Consider the following 18,769-nt stretch of genomic DNA (forward strand, 5'->3'; position numbering starts at 1 on the left):
CCGGCCGGACCGGGCGGGTCAGCCGTTGTCCTTCTGGAAGCGCTCGTACGCCTTGTTGACCAGCTCGACGTACTGCTCCGAGTTCTTGGCCTTCAGCTCACCCAGGTAGGCGTCCCACTCGGTGAAGGGCCGCTGGCCGAGGATGAACTTCAACGAGTTCTGGGTGACGTGGTCCTTCAACGGCGTCTCCCACAGCGACGCCTGCTCGCGTTCGGCGTCGGTGAGCGGGTACGGCGGCGACACCTCGATCGGCTTGCGCGCGTTCATCACCTTCTGGAACTCCAGCTCCTCCGGGGAGAAGAAGGACTGCACCAGGTCGAGCTTGCCGCCGTAGGCGAACACCCCGTTGTAGAAGCCGAAGTCTTTCTGGAGGTGCTTGGTCGCGGTGGGGTTGAGCCCGATCACGTTGACGTCGGAGGCGAGGGTGCGCTTGCCGGAGGCGTCCTTGGTGTACGTGGTCCCCTCGACGCCCCACTTGGCGAACTCCTGGCCGGCGTCGGAGTACCAGAGCCAGTCGACGAACTGCATCATCGCGACGAAGTTCTTGCTGTCCCGGGCCTTCTTGGAGATCACGATGCCGTTCTCCAGCCGGCTGGCGGGGTTGATCTCCCCGGCCGGTCCGACCGGCAGCGGGATCTTCACCAGGGTGGCGTTCGGCTGGGTCTTGGCCAGGTCCGGCCGGTAGTCGTTGACCAGGGTCTGGGCGTTGCTGCTGATGACGAAGGACCTGCCGTTGGCAAGCTTCTGCCGCGCCGCGTCGTCGGTCTGGGTGAAGCTCTCCGGGTCCATCAGACCCTCGGCGACGAGCTTGTTGAGGTACTGGAGCATCTGCTTGTACTGCTCGGTCGCGCCGGTGTAGCCGAACTTCTTCGCCGCCGGGTCCCAGGTGGCGTGCTGGTAGTTCCAGCCGGCCTGGGTGCCGTAGGAGGCGCCGAGGATGTTCAGCAGGGCGCCGCCCGGGGTGGGCTTGCCCCACCGGTCGGAGAACGGGTACGTGTCCGGGTACTTCGCCTTCATCGCCTTGAGCACCGTGTACAGCTCGTCCCAGGTCTTCGGGACCGCCAGGTTGAGCTGCTGGAGGATGTCGGTGCGCACCGCCAGCGAGTAGTCGTGCCAGGGCTTCTCGTGTACCCCGGGCAGCAGGTAGAACTTGCCGTCGGACTGCCGCAACGTGTCCAGCTCCGGCTGGAGCCGCCACTTGTCGATCTTGTCCTTGAGGTTGGGCATCAGGTCGAGGTAGTCGCTGACCGGGAGGATCGCGCCGGAGGAGACGAAGGCGTTCTCCGCCGGGTGGTAGGTCTTCGGGATGATCAACGGCGCGTCGCCCGCGCCGAGCAGCAGGCTGCGCTTCTGCTCGTAGTCGCTCAGCGGCACCGCGACCGGTTCGAGCTTGACGTTGGTCCGCTTGGTGATCTCCGACCAGAACGGCCAGTCGTCCTTCAGCGGATAGTTCGGGTGGTTGTTGTAGAGGATCGGGAAGGACAGCGACTCGGTGGCCTTGAACTGGTCGCCGACGCCGAAGTCGGCCATCGCGCCGGCCCGGTTCCCGGAGAGGTCCTTGGCCTCCGGGGAGTCCTCGGAGCAGGCGCCGACCAGGGCGACGGTGAGCAGCCCGGCCGTGGCTGTCGCCACGCGGCGCCACGTTCTGTGGAACACGGCTCGTCCTTTCAATGGGTGGTGGGGTGGTGGGGTGCGGAGCCGGCCGCCGGGCTACCCCTTGACCGCGCCGAGCATCACGCCGGACACGAAGTACCGCTGGACGAAGGGGTAGACCGCGAGGATCGGCAGGGTGGTGAGCACGATGGTCACGGACTGGATGGTGGCCGCGGCCTGGACCGCGTCGGCGTCCGCGACACCGCCGGCCGACTGCGCCCCGGTCGCACCGGCGATGAGATTGCGCAGGTAGACGGTGACCGGGAACATCTCCTGCTGGTCCAGGTAGAGGAAGGCGGTGAACCACGAGTTCCAGAAGGACACCGCGTAGAACAGCACCATGGTGGCGATGATGGCCTTCGACAGCGGCAGCACGATCCGCAGCAGGATGCCGTACGTGCTCAGGCCGTCGACGGCGGCGGCCTCCTCCAGCTCCACCGGCAGGCTCTCGAAGAACGCCTTCATCACCAGCAGGTTGAACACGTTGATGGCGTTGGGCACGACGACCGCCCAGATGCTGTTCTTCATGCCCAGGCTGGTGATGAGCACGTAGTTGGGGATCAGCCCGCCGGAGAAGAACATGGTGAACACCGCGATGCCGACCAGCAGGCCCCGCCCCCTGAGCTGGTGCTTCGACAGGACGTACGCGTAGCAGGTGGTCAGCACGATCGAGATGGCCGTGGCGACGACGGTGTACACCACGGTGTTGCGGTAGTTCGTCCAGAACATCGGGTCGGCCATCACCAGCCGGTAGGCGGTGAGGTTGAAGCCCTGCGGGACGAGGTTGACCTTCCCGGCGATGATCGGCGCCTCGTCGCTGAGCGACCGGGCCACGATGTTGACGAAGGGGTAGAGCGTCACGATCACGACGAGCGTCAGGACGACCCCGTTGACCGCCTGGAACACCCGGTAGCCCCGGGTCGGCCGGATCCCCCGCCGGCGGCGGGGCCCCGGGGCGGCCCCGCCGGCCACCTCGGTCACCACAGGCTCGTCCCCACCGTACGACGGGAGATCGTGTTGGCCGTCAGGACCAGGACCAGCCCGATCACCGCCTCGAACAGGCCGATGGCGGCGGCGTAGCTGAAGTTGCTGGACTCGAAGCCCATCCGGTAGAGGTACGTGGAGATCACGTCCGCGGTCGGGTAGGTCAGCGGGTTGTACAGCAGCAGGATCTTCTCGAACCCGACCGCCATGAACGTGCCGATGTTGAGGATCAGCAGCGTCACCATCGTCGGCCGGATGCCGGGCAGGGTCACGTGCCAGGTCTGCCGCCAGCGGTTGGCCCCGTCGATCCGGGCCGCCTCGTACAGGTTCTCGTCGATGGTGGTGAGCGCGGCCAGGTAGAGGATCGTCCCCCAGCCGACGGTCTGCCAGACCTCGGAGGAGACGTAGACGGCGCGGAACCAGCCCGGCTGTTGCAGGAACGGCACGCCGTCCCCGCCGAGGACCCGGACGACCTGGTTGACCGAGCCGTCCATGGACAGCAACTGCATCACCATCGCCGCCACGATCACGATGGACAGGAAGTGCGGCAGGTAGGACACCGACTGGACGAACCGCTTGAGCTTGCCGGTGCGGACCTCGTTGAGCAGCAGCGCCAGCACGACCGGCAGCGGGAAGCAGAACAGCAGGGTCAGCGTCCCCAGCAGCAGGGTGTTGGTGAACACCTGCCAGAAGGTCGGATCGGCGAGGAACATCCGGAAGTACCGCAGGCCGACCCAGTATTCGCCGAGGATGCTGCCGCCGGGTGCGAAGCGGCGGAACGCGATCACGTTGCCGATCATCGGCAGGTACCGGAAGACCAGGAAGAACAGCAGTGGCAGCACCGCCAGCGAGTAGAGCTGCCAGTCCCGGCGCAGGGCCCGCCGCCAGCCATGACGACCACGCCGTCGGGGTGCGGGGACGGACTCCGCCGGGGCCCGCTGCGGCGGCCGTAGGGTCTCAGATGTCATCCTCGGCCTCCTATCCGGGGTGCGGGACGGCCACGGCGGGGTCGACCCGCACCGAGGTGAGCAGCTCCCGCCGGTTGCCGACCGGGCGCTCGGCGCCGGTCAGCCGCAGCGACAGGGTCGCCGCCGGCTCGCCGCTCGACCGGCCGAACCGCAGTTCGACCTCGCCGGGTTCGACGATGCGCCGGCCGCCCAGCCCGGTGAACGACGCGACGTCGGCCGGGACCCCGAACGTCACCCGCGCCGCCGCGCCGGGTTCCAGCGGCACCCGGGCGTAGCCGACCAGCCGGACCACCGGCCTGGTGGTCTGCGCGACCGGGTCGTGCAGGTAGAGCTGGACCACCTCGGTGCCGGCGCGGGACCCGGTGTTGCGGACGGTGATCCCCACCGTCACCGCCCCGTCGACCGGCCAGCGGGCCGCCGGGGCGGGGTCGACGGCCGGCTCGCCCGCCGGCCCGCACACCCCGGCGTCGGACCAGTCGAAGGTGGTGTAGCTCAACCCGTGACCGAACGGGTACGCCGGGGTGGGGTCGACCGACGACACCTCCGAGCGGCGGCCCAGCTTCGGCGTCAGGTACGTGCCGGGCAGGCCGGCCGCGTCCCGGGGCACGCTGACCGGCAGCCGGCCGGACGGGTTCACCGCGCCGGTGAGCACCTCGGCCAGCGCCTGCCCGCCGCGCTGGCCGAGGAAGAACGCCTGCACGACGGCGGCCGCGGCGTCGAACTCCGGGCCGAGCGCGTAGGGCCGCCCGGTCAGCAGCACCAGGACGACCGGGGTGCCGGTGGCGAGGACGGCGCGTACCAGCTCGGCCTGGACGCCGGGCAGGCGCAGGTCACCGGCGTCGCAGCCCTCACCGGAGGTGCCCCGGCCGAACATCCCCGCGCGGTCGCCGACGGCGAGCACGCAGACGTCGGCGTCGGTGGCCGCCGCGACCGCCGCCGGGATGCCGGAGGTGTCGCCGCCGGTGACGGCGCAGCCCGGCTCGTAGCGGAGCCGCGGGACCCGCCGGGCGAGTTCGTCGCGCAGCGAGGCGATGTCCAGGCCGAGCCCGTGCTCGGGATGCCGGACGCCGACGTGGTTGGGGAACGAGTAGCAGCCGAGCATCGCCATCGGGTCGTCGGCGACCGGGCCCACCAGGGCGACCCGGCGGCCGGCGGGCAGCGGCAGCACATCGCTGTTGCGCAGCAGGACCACCGCCTCCCGGGCCAGGCGGACGGCGACGTCCCGGCCGGCCCCGTCGTCCAGCCGCAGGTCGGCCACGTCGTCGGGCAGTTCCTGCCAGTCCTCGTCGAGCAGGCCGAGTTCGATCTTCTGGGTCAGGACCCGGCGCAGCGCGCGGTCGACCAGCGCCTCGTCGACCGCGCCGGAGCGGACCGCGGCGACCAGCGGGGCGCCGTAGGCGTCCACGGTGGGCAGTTCGACGTCGATCCCGGCCCGCAGGGCGAGCCGGGCGGCGTCGGCGGCGTCGGCGGCGACCCCGTGCAGGGTCTGCAGGAAACGCACCGCGAAGTAGTCCGCGACCACCGTGCCGGTGAAGCCCCACTCGTCACGGAGCAGCCCGGTCAGCAGCCCCTCGTCGGCGGCGACGGGCAGGCCGTCGATCTCGGCGTACGAGTGCATCACCGAGCGCGCCCCGCCGAGGCGCAGGGCCATCTCGAAGGGCGGCAGGATGACGTCGGCCAACTCCCGGCGGCCCATCGACACCGGGCCGAGGTTGCGACCGCCCCGGGAGGCGGAGTAGCCGACGAAGTGCTTGAGGGTGGCGACCACACCGGCCCGTTCGAGGCCCCGCACGTACGCCGCGCCGGTCGTCCCGACCAGGTACGGGTCCTCGCCGATCGTCTCCTCGGTACGCCCCCAGCGGTAGTCGCGGGTCACGTCGAGCACCGGCGCCAGGCCCTGGTGCACGCCGGCGGCGCGCATCGACCGGCCGATCCGGCCGGCCATCTCCTCGACCAGCTCGGGGTCGAAGGAGGCGCCCCAGCCCAGCGGGGCCGGGTAGACGGTGGCCCGCCAGGCGGCGAAGCCGGTGAGGCACTCCTCGTGCACCTGCGCGGGGATCCCGAACCGGCTCGCCGCCACGATCTGCGCCTGGGAGGCGGCCAGCGAGCGGGCGCCCCGCACCGGGTCGACCGGCGCGGTGCCGAACGGCCTGGTGAGCTGGCCCAGCCCGTGCTGGATGATCGTGCTCCAGGTCGGCGCGCCGTCGATCATGTCGGCCTGGTGCGGGGCGACCCCGTCCCCGGACGCCTCGGCTCCGACCCAGACCCCGACGAGCTGGGCGACCTTCTCCTCCAGCGACATCAGCGGGACCAGCGCCTCGGCCCGCTGGGTGGGTGACAGCCGAGGATCCCGCCAGGGCACGCTGTCGCGGGGTGCCGGGTCGTGGTCGACGGGCACCTGACTTCTCATGCCACACCCCTCAGATCCGACCGGGTCCCCGCCCGGTCGGGCGGGACCACGGAAGCGCGACGCGGCCCGAAAATTTCGTAAACACCGCGAACCTTTTTCGGCAACTTAGGGGCCACAAGGGTGCGTGTCAAGGGTCTCAAAAGGAGCATTTGAGCGCGCCACCGCACTCATTGCATCCACACCCGTCGAACGGTTACCCTCAGCAGCCACCCCGAATCCCGATCGGACGGGCTAGAGCCCGTCGAAACTTTCGGAAGTCCATGGTGAGGCTTCGATGACAGAGTCACGCGCGCTCAGCCCGCCCGCCTCGGCCACCATCGCCATCATCGCCGAGGAGGTGGGCGTCTCCGTGGCGACCGTCTCGAAGGTCCTCAACGGCCGCTCGGACGTCGCCGCCGAGACCCGGGCCCGGGTGGAGGAGAGCCTCGAACGCCACCGCTACCGTCGCCGGAGCCGACGGCAGTCGGCCGGCCCCGGGCAGATCGACCTGGTCTTCCACGAGTTCGACCCGGAGTGGGCGATGGAGATCATGCGCGGGGTCGAGACCGTGACCTCCGCCGCCGGCCTCGGGATCGCCGTCTCCCAGCTCAACGGGGCGCACAGCCCCGCGCCGCGGCTGCTGAACGCCCTGGTCGCCCGGCGTCCGCTCGGCCTGCTCTTCGTGCTCTGCCACCCGACCGAACCGCAGCAGCGCCTGCTGGCGGGCAACGGCGTCCCGTTCGTGGTCGTCGACACCGACAGCGCGACCTCGGCCTCGGTGCCGACCGTCGGCTCGAACAACTGGAACGGCGGCCTCCTGGCCACCCGTCACCTGCTGGAGCTGGGGCACCGACGGATCGCCGTCATCTCCGGGCCGCAGGACGTGCTGTGCAGTCAGGCCCGGGCCGCCGGCTTCCGCTCCGCCCACGACGAGGTCGGGCTCAGCGTCGAGCCCGACCTGGTGCGCTACGGCAGCTTCTACGTCGACAGCGGACACGCGCACGGCCTGGAGCTGCTGGGCCGGCCCGACCGGCCCACCGCGATCTTCGCCGGGTCGGACCTGCAGGCCGTCGGGGTGCTGCGGGCCGCCCGGCAGCTCGGCCTGCGGGTGCCCGAGGACCTCTCGGTGATCGGGTACGACAACCTGCCGGTGGCCGGCTGGACCGACCCGCCACTCACCACGGTCAACCAGCCGCTGCGCGACATGGCCGGCACCGCCACCGGGATGCTGCTGGAGCTGTCCCGGGACGGCGAGCTGGCCACCAGCCGGATCGACCTGGTGACCGAACTGGTCGTCCGGGAGAGCACCACGTCCCCCGCCGACCCACGCTGACCGGACCTGCGAGGATGCCATGGCCCCGTTCGACCCCCCGACCGACCAGCTACGGCGGTACGCGCCGACCGTCGTCGAGCCCGCCGACTTCGACGAGTTCTGGCGCGGCACGCTCGCCGGGGCCGCCAGCCGTCCGGTGCTGGTCGACGTCCGCCCGGAGCGCACCGACCTGCGGCTGGTCGACACCTGGGACGTCACCTTCGCCGGCTTCGCCGGTGACCCCGTGCGGGCCTGGTACACCCGGCCGGCCGGGGTGGACGCGCCGCTGCCCACCGTGGTCGAGTACGCCGGCTACGGGCGCGGCCGAGGCCGGCCGCACGAGCGGCTGACCTGGCCGGTGGCCGGCTACGCGCACCTGCTGATGGACAACCGGGGCCAGGCCGGGCAGCACGGCCCCGGCGACACCCCGGACCCGCACGGCGCACCCGGTGGACCGTGGCCCGCCACCTGGGGGATCCTCGCCCCGCACGACTACCACTACCGCCGCCTGATCACCGACGCGGTCCGGGCGGTCGACGCCGCCCGCGCCCTGCCGGGGGTCGACCCGGCCCGGGTCGTCGCGGCCGGCAACAGCCAGGGCGGTGGCCTCGCCCTGGCGGTCGCCGGCCTGGTCGGCGACCTCGCCGCCCTGCTGACCACCGCCCCGTTCCTCTGCGACGTCCAGCGGGCGGTCGAGCTGAGCGACGCCGCCCCGTACGGCGAGATCGCCCGGTACCTGGCGGTGCACCGGGAGGCCGAGGAGGCGGTCCGGCGCACCCTGTCCTACGTCGACGGGGTGACCTTCGCGCGACGGGCGACCGCCCCGGCGCACTTCGGGATCGGGCTGCGCGACACCGTGTGCCCGGCCAGCACCGGCTTCGCCGCCCACAACCAGTACGGCGCGGCGAACGGCCGGGCCGAGCCGCCCGTCCGGGAACTGCACGCCTACCCGTTCAACGGCCACGAGGGCGGGGAGGCGCTGCACAGTGGACGACAGCTTCGCTGGCTCGACGCCCTGCTCCGGCCGTCCGCATGACCCGTGCCCCGCACGGCGGACCAGCACCGCGAGTCGCTGGCCCGCCGGCCCGCCCGGCGGCGAGTGCCGAACCATCGCCATGCGTCGATCTATTGCCGATGTTAGCGATAACACGTTATGGTGCATCCGGCGGGAGTGCAGGGCACACTCCGGCCCCGGCGCACCGGTCAGCCACCTGCGGGGCTCGCTGACGATCGGCACCGACCGCGTCGACCACCAGCGATGACGTCCGGGTTCCTGGTCGTTCCGCGCGGCTCACGCCTGGGCACCGCGAGCCGGTGACGACTGTCGGGGCGCCGCCATCGGTTCCGCCGCACCAGGCGACCACGACAGGTCCCCCGTCCCCGCCGGACGTCCCCGAGCCGCCGGGTCCGGTTGCGGGGGCACCGGCTCGACGTCGCCGGCGGGCACCGTTCGGGTGACCGCCTGAGCGGCAAGCGCGTGCTGCGCTGCCCGCGCGTGGTGTCGGGCAACGCCGACCCGTCCTCGGCACCGGGCAGCCGACGGCCGGGGCCGCCACCACCCCTCGAAGACCGGCTACCACCACACCCGACAGGAGTCCGGAATGCCACCCACCCGAAAGCTGCCGGTGCGGCTGTTCATGGCCGCCGCCGGCCTGATCGCCGCAGGGACGGCCGTCGTCCTGCCCGCCCAGGCGGCCGTACCCGGCTGTTCGGTCACCTACCGCGTCTCGTCCCAGTGGACCGGCGGCTTCGGCACCGACGTCGCCGTCACCAACCTCGGCGACCCGGTCAACGGCTGGACGCTGACCTGGTCCTACGGGGCGGGGCAGCAGGTCACCCAGGCGTGGAACGCCACCGTCACCCAGACCGGCAGCCAGGTCACCGCCCGCAACGTCAGCTACAACGCCACGATCGGGAGCAACGCCACCGTGTCCTTCGGCTTCAACGGATCCTGGGCCGGCAGCAACCCGGTGCCGACGAGCTTCACCCTCAACGGCACCGCCTGCACCGGCGACCCGACCACCCCGCCCCCCAGCACGACCCCACCCACCACCCCGCCGCCCACGACCGCGCCGCCCACGACCGCGCCGCCGACCACTCCCCCACCGACCACTCCCCCGCCGGGCGGGACCCTGCCCAGCAGCTTCCGATGGTCCTCCAGCGGGGCGCTGATCGGCCCGAAGAACGACGGTCGGGGCATCGCCGGGATCAAGGACCCCACGGTCGTCTACTACAACGGCCGGTACCACGTCTTCGCCAGCACCGCGAGATCAGCCGGGTACCACATGGTCTACCTGAACTTCACCGACTGGGCGCAGGCCGGCTCGGCGACCTTCCACTACCTCGACCAGACCCCCATCGGCGCCGGCTACCGGGCCGCGCCCCAGGTGTTCTACTTCGCGCCGCAGCGACTGTGGTACCTCGTCTACCAGACGGGCAACGCCTCGTACTCCACCAACCCGGACATCAGCAACCCCAACGGGTGGAGCGCGCCGAAGAACTTCTACAGCGGTATGCCCGAGATCATCCGGCAGAACATCGGCAACGGCTACTGGGTCGACATGTGGGTGATCTGTGACAGCACCACCTGCCACCTGTTCTCCTCCGACGACAACGGCCACCTGTACCGGTCGCAGACCTCGCTGGCGAACTTCCCCAACGGCTTCAACGAACCGGTCATCGCCCTGCAGGACGCCAATCGGAACCGACTCTTCGAGGCCGCCAACGTCTACCGCGTCGGCGACCGCTACCTGCTCCTGGTCGAGGCCATCGGCAGCGACGGCCGCCGCTGGTTCCGCTCCTGGACCGCGACCGGCATCGCCGGCCCGTGGCAGGCCCTCGCCGCCGAGGAGAACAACCCGTTCGCCCGGGCCAACAACGTGACCTTCAGCGGTACGGCCTGGACCCGCGACATCAGCCACGGCGAGATGATCCGCAGCGGCTACGACCAGACCCTCACCGTCAGCCCCTGCCAGTTGCAGTACCTCTACCAGGGCCTGGACCCCAACGCCAGCGGCGACTACAACAGCCTGCCCTGGCGGCTCGGCCTGCTCACCCAGACCAACTCCACCTGCTGACCGCCCCCACCCGACCCGGATGCCCCGGCGGCCGGAACCTCCGGCCGCCGGTCGGCCACTCCGACGGACCGTCCCGCCTCCGGCACCGCGAGCCGGTGCCGGCCGACCCGGGCGCACCACTGCCGCCTCGCGTGTCTCGAACGGAGGACCTGCTGGCCGCCACGCTGATCGGCGCACCGCCGGCCGGGGCGACCCCCGCCGTCCGCCACACCAACCCGGTGGCCGCCCAACGCGCCGACCTGGGCCCCCGAGATCCACTTCATCGACGGCCGCTGGTACGTCTACTTCGCCGCCGGCGCCACCGACAACGTCTGGGCGATCCGGATGTACGTCCTGGAGGGCACCGGGGCGAACCCGCTGACCGCGACCTGGACGGAGCGGGGCCAGATCCGTACCCCCTGGGAGACCTTCGCCCTCGACGCGTCGACGTTCGTCACGAACGGCGTCCGCTACCTGGTCTGGGCCCAGGCCGAACCCGGCATCGCCACGAACTCCAACCTGTACCTCGCCCGGATGTCGAACCCCTGGACCATCACCGGCACGCCCACCCGGATCGCCGTGCCGACCCTCGACTGGGAGATGCGCGGCGGGGTGAAGGTCAACGAGGGACCGGCCGTGCTGCAACGCGGCGGCCGGGTCTTCCTCACCTACTCGGCCAGCGCCACGGACGCCAACTACTGCCTCGGCCTGCTGACCGCCCCGGCCGGCGGCGACCTGCTCAACGCGTCGTCCTGGGTGAAGTCGCCCCAGCCGGTGTTCACCAGCAACGCCGCCACCGGCCAGTGGGGACCCGGGCACAACTCGTTCACCGTGTCCGAGGACGGGCGCAGCGACATCCTGGTCTACCACGACCGCAGCTACCGCGACATCACCGGCGACCCGCTGCGCGACCCCAACCGGCGGACCCGGCTCCAGAAGCTCTACTGGAACGCCGACGGCACCCCGAACTTCGGCATTCCCGTGCCCGACGGCGCGACCCCCGTCCGGCTCCGATCGGACAACCAGCCCGACCGGTTCGTCCGGCACTACGACTACCGGGCCCGTCCCGTCACGGACGCCACGGGCAACGCCGACGCCACCTTCGTCCTCGAATGACCGCCACCACGGACCGCCCCGGAGGCCGGCGCTGTGCGAGCATGGGCACCGGGCCGCGCACGCGCCTCCCGGTCGGACGCCGCCGGGCCCGAAGGGCCGTCGACCCCCGCTGAAAGGAGACGCAGGATGACGATCGAGGTCGCAGGACTGCCACCGCTGAGCTGGTTTCCCCAGCCGGGCGCCGGTGCCGTCGACGACGCCACCGGCGGGTTGACCCTCACCGCGGGGGCGGGCGTCGACTGGACGAACGACCCCCTGGGCAGCGGGCGGCAGCACCGGGCCGGCGCGCTGGGCTTCCCGGCGCCGGCCGAGTTCACGCTCTCCGCCCGGGTCCGGGTGGCGGGACCGCGAACGACGTACGACGCCGGTGCGCTGGCCGTCTGGGTGGACGAGGACCACTGGGCGAAGGTGTGCTTCGAGTGGTCACCGGCCGGCGAGGCGATGGTCGTCAGCGTGGTGACCAACGACTGGTCCGACGACTGCAACTCCACCATCGTCGAGGCCGGCGAGGTGCATCTGCGGGTCAGCCGGGTCGGCGAGGCCTGGGTGTTCCACGCCTCACCGGACGGGACGGTCTGGCATTTCGTCCGGGTCTTCCGGCTGGCCTCGGCGGCCACCGCCCGGGTCGGCTTCCTCGCCCAGGCCCCGTTCGGCGAGGTCTGCGAGGTCCGCTTCGACGACATCCGGTTCGGGCCGAAGGCACCCACCGACCTCCGGGACGGATCCTGACCCGCCGCGACGGGGCCGGTCGGCGCTGACAAGGCCCCGGTGCATGCCGTACGAGCTGGTCGACGCGCAGGCACCGAGCCGCACGTCCCAGGGCACCGGTACGACCGGGATGTCGATCCCGGTGCCGGAAAGGTCGATCCGGGGGGTCGGCGCCCGGTAGTTGGCCTACTGCGCGATGGTGCGCCGGTGCAGGCGAAGCACCGGCTTCACCAGCCCGAGCACGCCGGCGGCCGACTCGGTGTGGTCACTGGAGCACCCGGTGCATCCAGCCGTGGGTGTCGGCGGCCCGGCCGGACTGGATGTCGAGCAGCCGCTCGCGGAACTGCTGGGTGTACGGGCCCGGCTTCCCGTCACCGATGGTGATGGCGAACTCGTCGCTCTTGAGCCCGATGATCGGCGTGATCACCGCGGCCGTACCGGCGGCGAACGCCTCCGTCATCGACCCGGCGGCGAACCCGTCGCGGATCTCGTCCAGGTCGATCGCCCGCTCGACCGGCTCCAGCCCGTGGTCGGCGGCGAGGGTCAGCACGCTGTCCCGGGTCACGCCGTCGAGGATGGTGCCGAGACCGGGGGTGAGGAGCTGGTGGTCACGGGTCACGAAGAAGACGTTCATGGTGCCCGACTCGTCGATGCTGCGCCGCTGCTCGCCACCCAGGTAGAGCACCTGCTCGCAGCCGTGCTCCAGGGCCTCACGCTGGGCGGCCAGGCTGGCGGCGTAGTTGCCGCCGCACTTGGCCGCGCCGGTGCCGCCGATCGACGCCCGGCTGTACCGGGTGCTGATCCACAGCGTCACGCCGGTGACGCCGTTCGGGAAGTACGACCCCGCCGGGCAGGCCAGCACGCAGTAGGTGACCTGCTGGGCCGGGCGGACCCCGAGGAACGCCTCCGAGGCGAACATGAACGGGCGCAGGTAGAGGCTCTGCTCCCCGCCGTGCGGCGGCACCCACGCCTCGTCGGCGCGGACCAGCGCGGCCACGCTCTCGGTGAAGGTCTCCTCGTCCAGCTCGGGCAGGACCATCCGGCGGGCGGACGCGGCGAACCGGCGCGCGTTGAGCTGCGGCCGGAACAGCCAGACGCTGCCGTCGGCGTGCCGGAACGCCTTGAGTCCTTCGAGGATCTCCTGCGCGTAGTGCAGCACCGCCGCGCCGGGGTGCATGGTGAACGGCGTCAGCGCGCCCACCTGGTGGTCGTGCCACCCGGCGTCCGAGTCCCACCGGGCGGTGGCCATGTGATCGGTGAAGTACCGGCCGAACCCGGGGTCGGTGAGGATCCGCTCGCGCTCCTGCGGGGAGGTCGGGTGGTCGGTGGGGCGCAACGGGAACTGTGCGGTCATGCGGGCTCTCCTCGCGACGGCGTACCGGTGAACACAACGACGCAGTTCTGCCCGCCGAAGCCGAAGGCGTTGGTCAGGGCCGTCCGCACGGGGATCTCCCTGGCCTGGTGGGGTACGAAGTCCAGGTCGCAGGCCGGGTCCGGCTGGTGCAGGTTGACCGTCGGCGGCACCGCCCGCTCGCCGGCGCGCCCCGACGCCTGGCGGATGGCGGCGGTGGCGTACGCCCCACCCGGTCGGGGCGCGCTCACGTGGAAGGCGTCGCTGGTCAGCGCGCCACCGGCGACGGCGGCGTAGGCGGTGGGCCCCCGTCGGCGGGCGTGCGCGGCCGACTCCAGCACCAGGATCACCGCGCCCTCGCCGAAGACGAACCCGTCGCGGTCGGCGACCACGGCGAACTGGCTGAACCGCGCCATCCGCCGGAGCTGCTTGCCCGTGAAGTGCTCGGCCGGGTCGAAGCCGCGCACCTCGGCGGCGATCCGGGTGGGCAGGTCGGCCGCGTCGAACGCGGTGACCGCCCGACGCCCGACTTGCCGGCCAGCAGGCCCTGCCAGGTGCGGTCGCGGTCGGGGCCGAGCGGCGTGACGGCGCCGATCCCGGTGATGACGACGTCGCCCCCTACCATCCCGCGATGGCTCCGCTCTTCCGGCACCGACCGACCAATAGAACATTATCAGTCACCACGAGTGCCCGGCAGCGGTCCATGATGGCGGGTCCGGCCCCCGGTCCGCCACCCACGCCCGGTCCCCCGCGCCACGACGGCCACGCTCCGCCATGCCTCCGGCCCCGACTCGCAGATCACTACTCCGCCGGCGCGGCCACCCCGGGCACGGCGGGCAGCGGGCCCCAGCCACCGCTCGGCGTACGTCAGTCGGACGTCACCGTCCACCACCGCGACGGTGTCCGGGTGCCGGCGGGGTGGCCTCGGCCAGCACCATGGCCAGCGACAGGGCGGTCATCCGACCGGCCCGAGGTAGAGCCGGCTGACCGTCTCGGCGACGCAGACGGGCGTCGTCGGTGGCGTCGGCGAACCGGTCGACCCGGGCCTGCTCGATCCGCTGCCAGGGCCCCGGGCCGAGGGTCTGCCCGACGGCGGCGGCCAGTTCGTCGGTGTCGGCGAAGACCCTCATGCCAGGTGCCCGCCGATTGTGGTGTAGCCGCGCAGCAGGTCCCGGGAGATGATCAGACGCTGCATCTCGTCGGTCCCCTCGAAGATCCGGTACAGCCGGACCTGTCGGTACCAGCGTTCGATCGGCAACTCCCGGGTGTAGCCCATGCCACCGTGGATCTGCAGGACCCGGTCCACCACCCGGTTGACCATGCCGGCGCCGTAGAGCTTGCCCATCGAGGAGGCGTGCCGGGCGTCGAGACCCTGGTCGACCGTCCAGGCGGAGCGCAGCACCAGCCAACGGGCCGCCTCCAGCTCGGTCTCCGAGTCGGCGATCATCCACTGGATGGCCTGGTTGGCGCCGATCTTGGTGCCGAAGGTCTCCCGGGTGTTGGCCTGGTCGATCGCCATCTGCAACACCCGCTCGGCGATGCCGATGGCGTGCGAGGGGATGGTGTAGCGCCCCTTGCCGATCCACTGCATGCCCAGCGTGAACCCCTGGCCCACCTCGCCGAGGATGTTGCGGTGCGGCACCCGCACCCCGTCGAAGACCAGCGACGCCGGGCCGCCCTCGCCCATGGTCTGGATGAACTCCGACCGCCAGCCCATCGCCCGGTCCACCAGGAAAGCGGTCGCGCCGCCGTCGCGGGCGCCCCGGTCCCGGTCGGTCACCGCCACCACGATGGCGAAGTCGGCCTCGTTGCCGCCGGTGATGAAGGTCTTCTCGCCGTCGAGGACCCAGTCGTCGCCGTCGCGGCGCGCCGACAGCCGGATGTTCGCCGCGTCCGAGCCGGCGCCCGGTTCGGTGATGGCGAAGCAGGACAGCCGTTCCCCCTCGATGGTGGGGATCAGGAACTCCCGCCGCTGCTCCTCGGTGGCGTGGAAGAGGATGTTGTCGGCCTCGCCGCCGAACCGGAACGGCACGAAGGTGCGGCCCAGCTCGGTCCAGATCAGCGACTGGGTGACCGCCGGCAGGTCCATCCCGCCGTACTCCTGCGGGGTGGCCAGTCCCCAGAAGCCGAACTTACGCGCCTTGAGCTGGAGTTCGCGCAGCTCGGCGCGCTCCAGGCCGGGCCGGTGCGCCCGCTCGCGGCGCAGCACCTCCTGCTCCAGCGGCATCACCTCCCGGGTGACGAACGACCGGACGGTGTCCCGGACCGCCCGCTGTTCGTCGGTCAGTGCGAAGTCCATGTGTCTCCTCCGGATGCTCTGCGGTGGCGCGGGTCAGCGCGCCCCGCCGTTGACGTACAGGGTCTGGCCGCTGACGTACGAGGCGTCGTCACTGGCCAGGAAGCCGATCACCGAGGCGATCACCGCCGGTTGGGCGACCCGCCGCAGCGGGGTCTGCTCGGCCACCATCCGCTGGTGCTCCGCCGGCCGGCTGCCGACCCGTTCGGCGGAGAGGTGAAGGTCCATGGGAAACAAACTAGCGGTGCAAGTTTTATTCCGTCCAGACCCCGCTGTGGCAGAGTTCTGCACGGATCACCGAGCAGAAGGAGGAGAGCGATGCCCCGGCCGCGACAGGCGCTGCTCAGCCGGCAGCGGATCGTCGAGGCCGCCGCCGCGCTGATCGACTCCGACGGGCTGGAGGGGTTCTCCACCCGCCGGCTCGCCGCCGCGCTCGGCGTACGCGGCCCGTCGCTGTACAACCACTTCGCCACCAAGGACGAGATCCTCGACGCGGTCGCCGACAGCATCACCGCACAGGTGGACGTCTCCTTCTTCGGCACCGTCGACTGGCGGGAGGCGCTCCGCCGGTGGGGGCACTCGTACCGGGCGGCGCTGGCCGCCCACCCGCACATCGTGCCGTACCTGGCCCGGGGCCCCGGCCGTCGACCGGCCGCGCTGGCCATGGCCGACGCGGTCTACGGCGGGCTGGTCGACGCGGGCTGGCCACCGGCACGGGCGACCCACATCGGCGCGCTGATGCGGTACTTCGTCGCCGGCTCGGCGCTCGGCTCGTTCGCCCGGGGCTTCGTCGAGGACCCGGGGCTCTACGCCGAGCAGTATCCGCACCTCACCCAGGCCCACCGGCTCGCCGAACACCAGCAGCGCGTCGACGAGGGCGCCTTCACCCTCGGCCTGGACGCGCTCGTCGACGGGCTGTCCCGCACCTACGAGCGGACCGTCGGGCCGCTGCCGCCCCTCCCGCCGGCCGCCGCCGGATACTAGAGTCGAAACTTGCACTGCTAGTTTCGGACGACGTGAGGGGCTACTGGTGGTACGGGAACCGGTCGGCGTGGTCGGGGCGATCACCCCGTGGAACTACCCGCTGCACCAGATGATGGCGAAGCTCGCGCCGGCCCTGGCCGCCGGCTGCCCGGTGGTGCTCAAGCCGAGCGAGCTGACCCCGCTGGTGGCGTACCTGCTCTTCGACGCGGTCGACGCGGCCGGCTTCCCGCCCGGGGTGGTCAACCTGGTCACCGGCACCGGCCCGGAGGCCGGCGAGGCGGTCGCCGCCCACCCGGCGGTCGACCTGGTCTCGTTCACCGGGTCCACCGCCACCGGCCGCGACCACATCGTCAGGGGCCCGGCCGACGGCGGCCGGCTGGTCGCCGGCGGGCCGGACGCCCCGGTGCCGAACCGGGGCTTCTTCGTCGCCCCGACGGTGATCGCCGACGTCGACCCGGACAGCGCGCTGGCCCAGGAGGAGGTCTTCGGGCCGGTGCTCGCGGTAATCCCGGTCGACGACGACGCGCACGCCGTCGCGGTGGCCAACAACTCCCGGTACGGGTTGGCCGGTGCGGTCTGGTCCGCCGACGAGCAGCGGGCGCTGCGGGTCGCGCGGGCGCTGCGGACCGGCGCGGTCGACATCAACGGCGCCGCGTTCAACCCGCTCGCCCCGTTCGGCGGCTACAAGCAGTCCGGTCTCGGCCGTGAGCTGGGCAGCCACGGCCTGGACGAGTTCCTCCAGACCAAGGCGATCCAGCGATGAGGGCGCTGGTCGCCCGGGCCGTCGGCGAGCCGCCCCGGGTGGAGGAGGTGGAGCTGCCCGCCCCCGGCCCCGGCGAGGTACGGGTAACGATCCGGGCCGCCGGGGTGTGCCACTCCGACCTGTCGATGCTCAACGGCACGCTGGCGCCGCCGTACCCGCTGGTGCTCGGGCACGAGGCCGCCGGGGTGGTGGCCGAGGTCGGCGACGGCGTCTCCCGGGTGGTGCCCGGCGAGCAGGTGGTGCTCAACTGGGCGCCGCCGTGCCGGCGGTGCTGGTACTGCGGGCACGGCGAACCGTGGCTCTGCGAACGCGCCGGCGCGCCCGCCGTCCCCCGGGGCCGCACCCCGGCCGGCGAGCCGCTGCACGTCACCCTCGGCCTCGGCGCCCTCGCCGAGCAGGTGGTGGTGCCGCAGCACGCGGTGATCCCGGTCCCCGCGGAGCTGCCCGCCGAGGCCGCCGCGCTGCTCGGCTGCGCCGTCCTCACCGGCGTCGGCGCGGTCCGCCGCACCGCCGGGGTACGCCCCGGCGACTCGGTCGCCGTCATCGGCCTCGGCGGGGTGGGGCTGTCGGTGGTCTCCGCCGCCCGGGCCGCCGGCGCCGGCCCGGTGATCGCCGTGGACGTGTCGCCGGCCAAGGCGGAACTGGCCGCCGCCGTGGGCGCGACCGACTTCCTGCTCGCCGACGAGTCGGTCAACCGGGCGGTCCGGGCGCTCACCGGGGGGCGGGGCGTCGACCATGCCCTGGAGTGCGTGGGGCGCAGCAGCAGCATCCGCGCCGCCTGGCGGGCCACCCGTCGGGGCGGGCAGGTGATCGTGGTGGGCATGGGAGCCAAGGACGACGTCGTCGGCCTGAGCGCCCTGGACATCTTCCACTCGGCCCGTACGCTGCGCTCCTCGGTCTACGGGTCCTCCGACCCGGACCGGGACGTACCGGAGCTGGCCCGGGCCGTACTCGACGGCACCCTCGACCTCGCCCCGCTGATCACCGACCGGACCACCCTGGACGGCGCCCCGGCGGCGTTCGCCCGGATGGCCCGGGGCGAGGGCGCCCGCACCGTGGTGGTGCCCTAGGAGAGCGCGCGGGCGAGCTGGGTGCGCGAGCGGATGCGTGACGCGGCGGTCCCGCGTCGGCGAGATCACCAGTCGGGTTCGACGGGTTACGCGGATGGCGACAACCTCGTGGTCACAGC

General features: G+C 72.3%; 16 protein-coding genes and 2 pseudogenes. 8 read left to right on the plus strand and 10 right to left on the minus strand.

Annotated elements, in window-relative coordinates:
• Positions 1-18 precede the first annotated feature (18 nt).
• From ACIQG9_RS01440 to ACIQG9_RS01455, 4 genes are all read right to left on the minus strand, one after another.
• Positions 19-1,632 carry an extracellular solute-binding protein gene (locus ACIQG9_RS01440; RefSeq protein ID WP_400397130.1) on the minus strand — a complete coding sequence of 538 codons (1,614 nt, stop codon included), beginning with the start codon at positions 1,630-1,632 and terminating at the stop codon, positions 19-21.
• A 78-nt stretch (positions 1,633-1,710) separates the two neighbouring features.
• On the minus strand, positions 1,711-2,634 hold the full coding sequence (locus tag ACIQG9_RS01445; RefSeq protein ID WP_400397133.1) for a carbohydrate ABC transporter permease: 924 nt from the start codon (positions 2,632-2,634) through the stop codon (positions 1,711-1,713).
• A complete protein-coding gene (locus ACIQG9_RS01450; RefSeq protein WP_400397136.1) occupies positions 2,631-3,605 on the minus strand; it encodes an ABC transporter permease in 975 nt (324 codons plus the stop codon). Before ACIQG9_RS01450 ends, ACIQG9_RS01445 begins: the two co-directional genes overlap by 4 nt.
• A gap of 10 nt (positions 3,606-3,615) precedes the next feature.
• Complete coding sequence (locus tag ACIQG9_RS01455; protein WP_400397138.1) at positions 3,616-6,015, minus strand: beta-glucosidase; 2,400 nt, start codon at positions 6,013-6,015, stop codon at positions 3,616-3,618.
• 274 nt (positions 6,016-6,289) lie between these two features.
• Between ACIQG9_RS01455 and ACIQG9_RS01460 the strand changes: the two genes are divergently transcribed.
• From ACIQG9_RS01460 to ACIQG9_RS01480, 5 genes are all read left to right on the plus strand, one after another.
• Positions 6,290-7,327, plus strand: a complete 1,038-nt coding sequence (locus tag ACIQG9_RS01460; protein WP_400397141.1) for a LacI family DNA-binding transcriptional regulator — start codon at positions 6,290-6,292, stop codon at positions 7,325-7,327.
• A gap of 19 nt (positions 7,328-7,346) precedes the next feature.
• Complete coding sequence (locus tag ACIQG9_RS01465; RefSeq protein WP_400397144.1) at positions 7,347-8,342, plus strand: acetylxylan esterase; 996 nt, start codon at positions 7,347-7,349, stop codon at positions 8,340-8,342.
• A 565-nt stretch (positions 8,343-8,907) separates the two neighbouring features.
• Positions 8,908-10,383, plus strand: a complete 1,476-nt coding sequence (locus tag ACIQG9_RS01470; protein WP_400397152.1) for a non-reducing end alpha-L-arabinofuranosidase family hydrolase — start codon at positions 8,908-8,910, stop codon at positions 10,381-10,383.
• Between the two features lie 261 nt (positions 10,384-10,644).
• Positions 10,645-11,478: a family 43 glycosylhydrolase gene (locus tag ACIQG9_RS01475; protein WP_400398755.1), complete on the plus strand. Its 834-nt coding sequence runs from the start codon at positions 10,645-10,647 to the stop codon at positions 11,476-11,478.
• Between the two features lie 126 nt (positions 11,479-11,604).
• The gene (locus ACIQG9_RS01480) at positions 11,605-12,207 is read left to right on the plus strand and encodes a DUF1349 domain-containing protein (protein ID WP_400397158.1); all 603 of its coding nucleotides are present in this window, start codon (positions 11,605-11,607) and stop codon (positions 12,205-12,207) included.
• A 244-nt stretch (positions 12,208-12,451) separates the two neighbouring features.
• On the opposite strand, the gene ACIQG9_RS01485 is transcribed toward ACIQG9_RS01480, so the two are convergent.
• The 6 genes and pseudogenes from ACIQG9_RS01485 to ACIQG9_RS01510 form a co-directional block, all read right to left on the minus strand.
• Positions 12,452-13,540 (minus strand): branched-chain amino acid aminotransferase, encoded by a 1,089-nt coding sequence (locus tag ACIQG9_RS01485; protein WP_400397165.1) that lies wholly within the window; start codon positions 13,538-13,540, stop codon positions 12,452-12,454.
• Positions 13,537-14,004: a hypothetical protein gene (locus ACIQG9_RS01490; RefSeq protein WP_400398806.1), complete on the minus strand. Its 468-nt coding sequence runs from the start codon at positions 14,002-14,004 to the stop codon at positions 13,537-13,539. The genes ACIQG9_RS01485 and ACIQG9_RS01490 overlap by 4 nt, the downstream gene beginning before the upstream one ends.
• Before the next feature lie 86 nt (positions 14,005-14,090).
• Positions 14,091-14,162: pseudogene (locus ACIQG9_RS01495) on the minus strand (hypothetical protein); the annotation flags it as partial.
• A 253-nt stretch (positions 14,163-14,415) separates the two neighbouring features.
• Complete coding sequence (locus tag ACIQG9_RS01500) at positions 14,416-14,667, minus strand: hypothetical protein (protein WP_400397167.1); 252 nt, start codon at positions 14,665-14,667, stop codon at positions 14,416-14,418.
• Positions 14,664-15,836, minus strand: a complete 1,173-nt coding sequence (locus tag ACIQG9_RS01505; RefSeq protein ID WP_400397170.1) for an acyl-CoA dehydrogenase family protein — start codon at positions 15,834-15,836, stop codon at positions 14,664-14,666. The genes ACIQG9_RS01500 and ACIQG9_RS01505 overlap by 4 nt, the downstream gene beginning before the upstream one ends.
• A 33-nt stretch (positions 15,837-15,869) precedes the next feature.
• Positions 15,870-16,061, minus strand: coding sequence for an SDR family oxidoreductase (locus tag ACIQG9_RS01510; protein ID WP_400397173.1), 192 nt, complete (start codon positions 16,059-16,061; stop codon positions 15,870-15,872).
• Positions 16,062-16,151: 90 nt separating this feature from the next.
• Between ACIQG9_RS01510 and ACIQG9_RS01515 the strand changes: the two genes are divergently transcribed.
• The 3 genes and pseudogenes from ACIQG9_RS01515 to ACIQG9_RS01525 all read left to right on the plus strand — a co-directional run bounded on the left by ACIQG9_RS01515 (position 16,152) and on the right by ACIQG9_RS01525 (position 18,650).
• Positions 16,152-16,817 (plus strand): TetR/AcrR family transcriptional regulator, encoded by a 666-nt coding sequence (locus ACIQG9_RS01515; RefSeq protein WP_400397176.1) that lies wholly within the window; start codon positions 16,152-16,154, stop codon positions 16,815-16,817.
• A pseudogene (locus tag ACIQG9_RS01520) lies at positions 16,807-17,580 on the plus strand (aldehyde dehydrogenase family protein); the annotation flags it as partial. The gene ACIQG9_RS01515 and the pseudogene ACIQG9_RS01520, both read left to right, overlap by 11 nt.
• On the plus strand, positions 17,577-18,650 hold the full coding sequence (locus ACIQG9_RS01525) for a Zn-dependent alcohol dehydrogenase (protein WP_400397183.1): 1,074 nt from the start codon (positions 17,577-17,579) through the stop codon (positions 18,648-18,650). The pseudogene ACIQG9_RS01520 and the gene ACIQG9_RS01525, both read left to right, overlap by 4 nt.
• The last annotated feature ends 119 nt before the right edge of the window (positions 18,651-18,769 follow it).

This window comes from Micromonospora sp. NPDC092111, from assembly GCF_044755745.1.
Classification (GTDB): Bacteria; Actinomycetota; Actinomycetes; order Mycobacteriales; family Micromonosporaceae; genus Micromonospora.

Excerpts from the sequence above, each read along its gene's own strand:
- ACIQG9_RS01450 (WP_400397136.1), bottom strand. The coding sequence starts at position 3,605 with ATGACATCTGAGACCCTACGGCCGCCGCAGCGGGCCCCGGCGGAGTCC.
- ACIQG9_RS01455 (WP_400397138.1), bottom strand. The coding sequence starts at position 6,015 with ATGAGAAGTCAGGTGCCCGTCGACCACGACCCGGCACCCCGCGACAGC.
- ACIQG9_RS01460 (WP_400397141.1), top strand. The coding sequence starts at position 6,290 with ATGACAGAGTCACGCGCGCTCAGCCCGCCCGCCTCGGCCACCATCGCC.
- ACIQG9_RS01465 (WP_400397144.1), top strand. The coding sequence starts at position 7,347 with ATGGCCCCGTTCGACCCCCCGACCGACCAGCTACGGCGGTACGCGCCG.
- ACIQG9_RS01470 (WP_400397152.1), top strand. The coding sequence starts at position 8,908 with ATGCCACCCACCCGAAAGCTGCCGGTGCGGCTGTTCATGGCCGCCGCC.
- ACIQG9_RS01480 (WP_400397158.1), top strand. The coding sequence starts at position 11,605 with ATGACGATCGAGGTCGCAGGACTGCCACCGCTGAGCTGGTTTCCCCAG.
- ACIQG9_RS01485 (WP_400397165.1), bottom strand. The coding sequence starts at position 13,540 with ATGACCGCACAGTTCCCGTTGCGCCCCACCGACCACCCGACCTCCCCG.
- ACIQG9_RS01500 (WP_400397167.1), bottom strand. The coding sequence starts at position 14,667 with ATGAGGGTCTTCGCCGACACCGACGAACTGGCCGCCGCCGTCGGGCAG.
- ACIQG9_RS01505 (WP_400397170.1), bottom strand. The coding sequence starts at position 15,836 with ATGGACTTCGCACTGACCGACGAACAGCGGGCGGTCCGGGACACCGTC.
- ACIQG9_RS01510 (WP_400397173.1), bottom strand. The coding sequence starts at position 16,061 with ATGGACCTTCACCTCTCCGCCGAACGGGTCGGCAGCCGGCCGGCGGAG.
- ACIQG9_RS01515 (WP_400397176.1), top strand. The coding sequence starts at position 16,152 with ATGCCCCGGCCGCGACAGGCGCTGCTCAGCCGGCAGCGGATCGTCGAG.
- ACIQG9_RS01525 (WP_400397183.1), top strand. The coding sequence starts at position 17,577 with ATGAGGGCGCTGGTCGCCCGGGCCGTCGGCGAGCCGCCCCGGGTGGAG.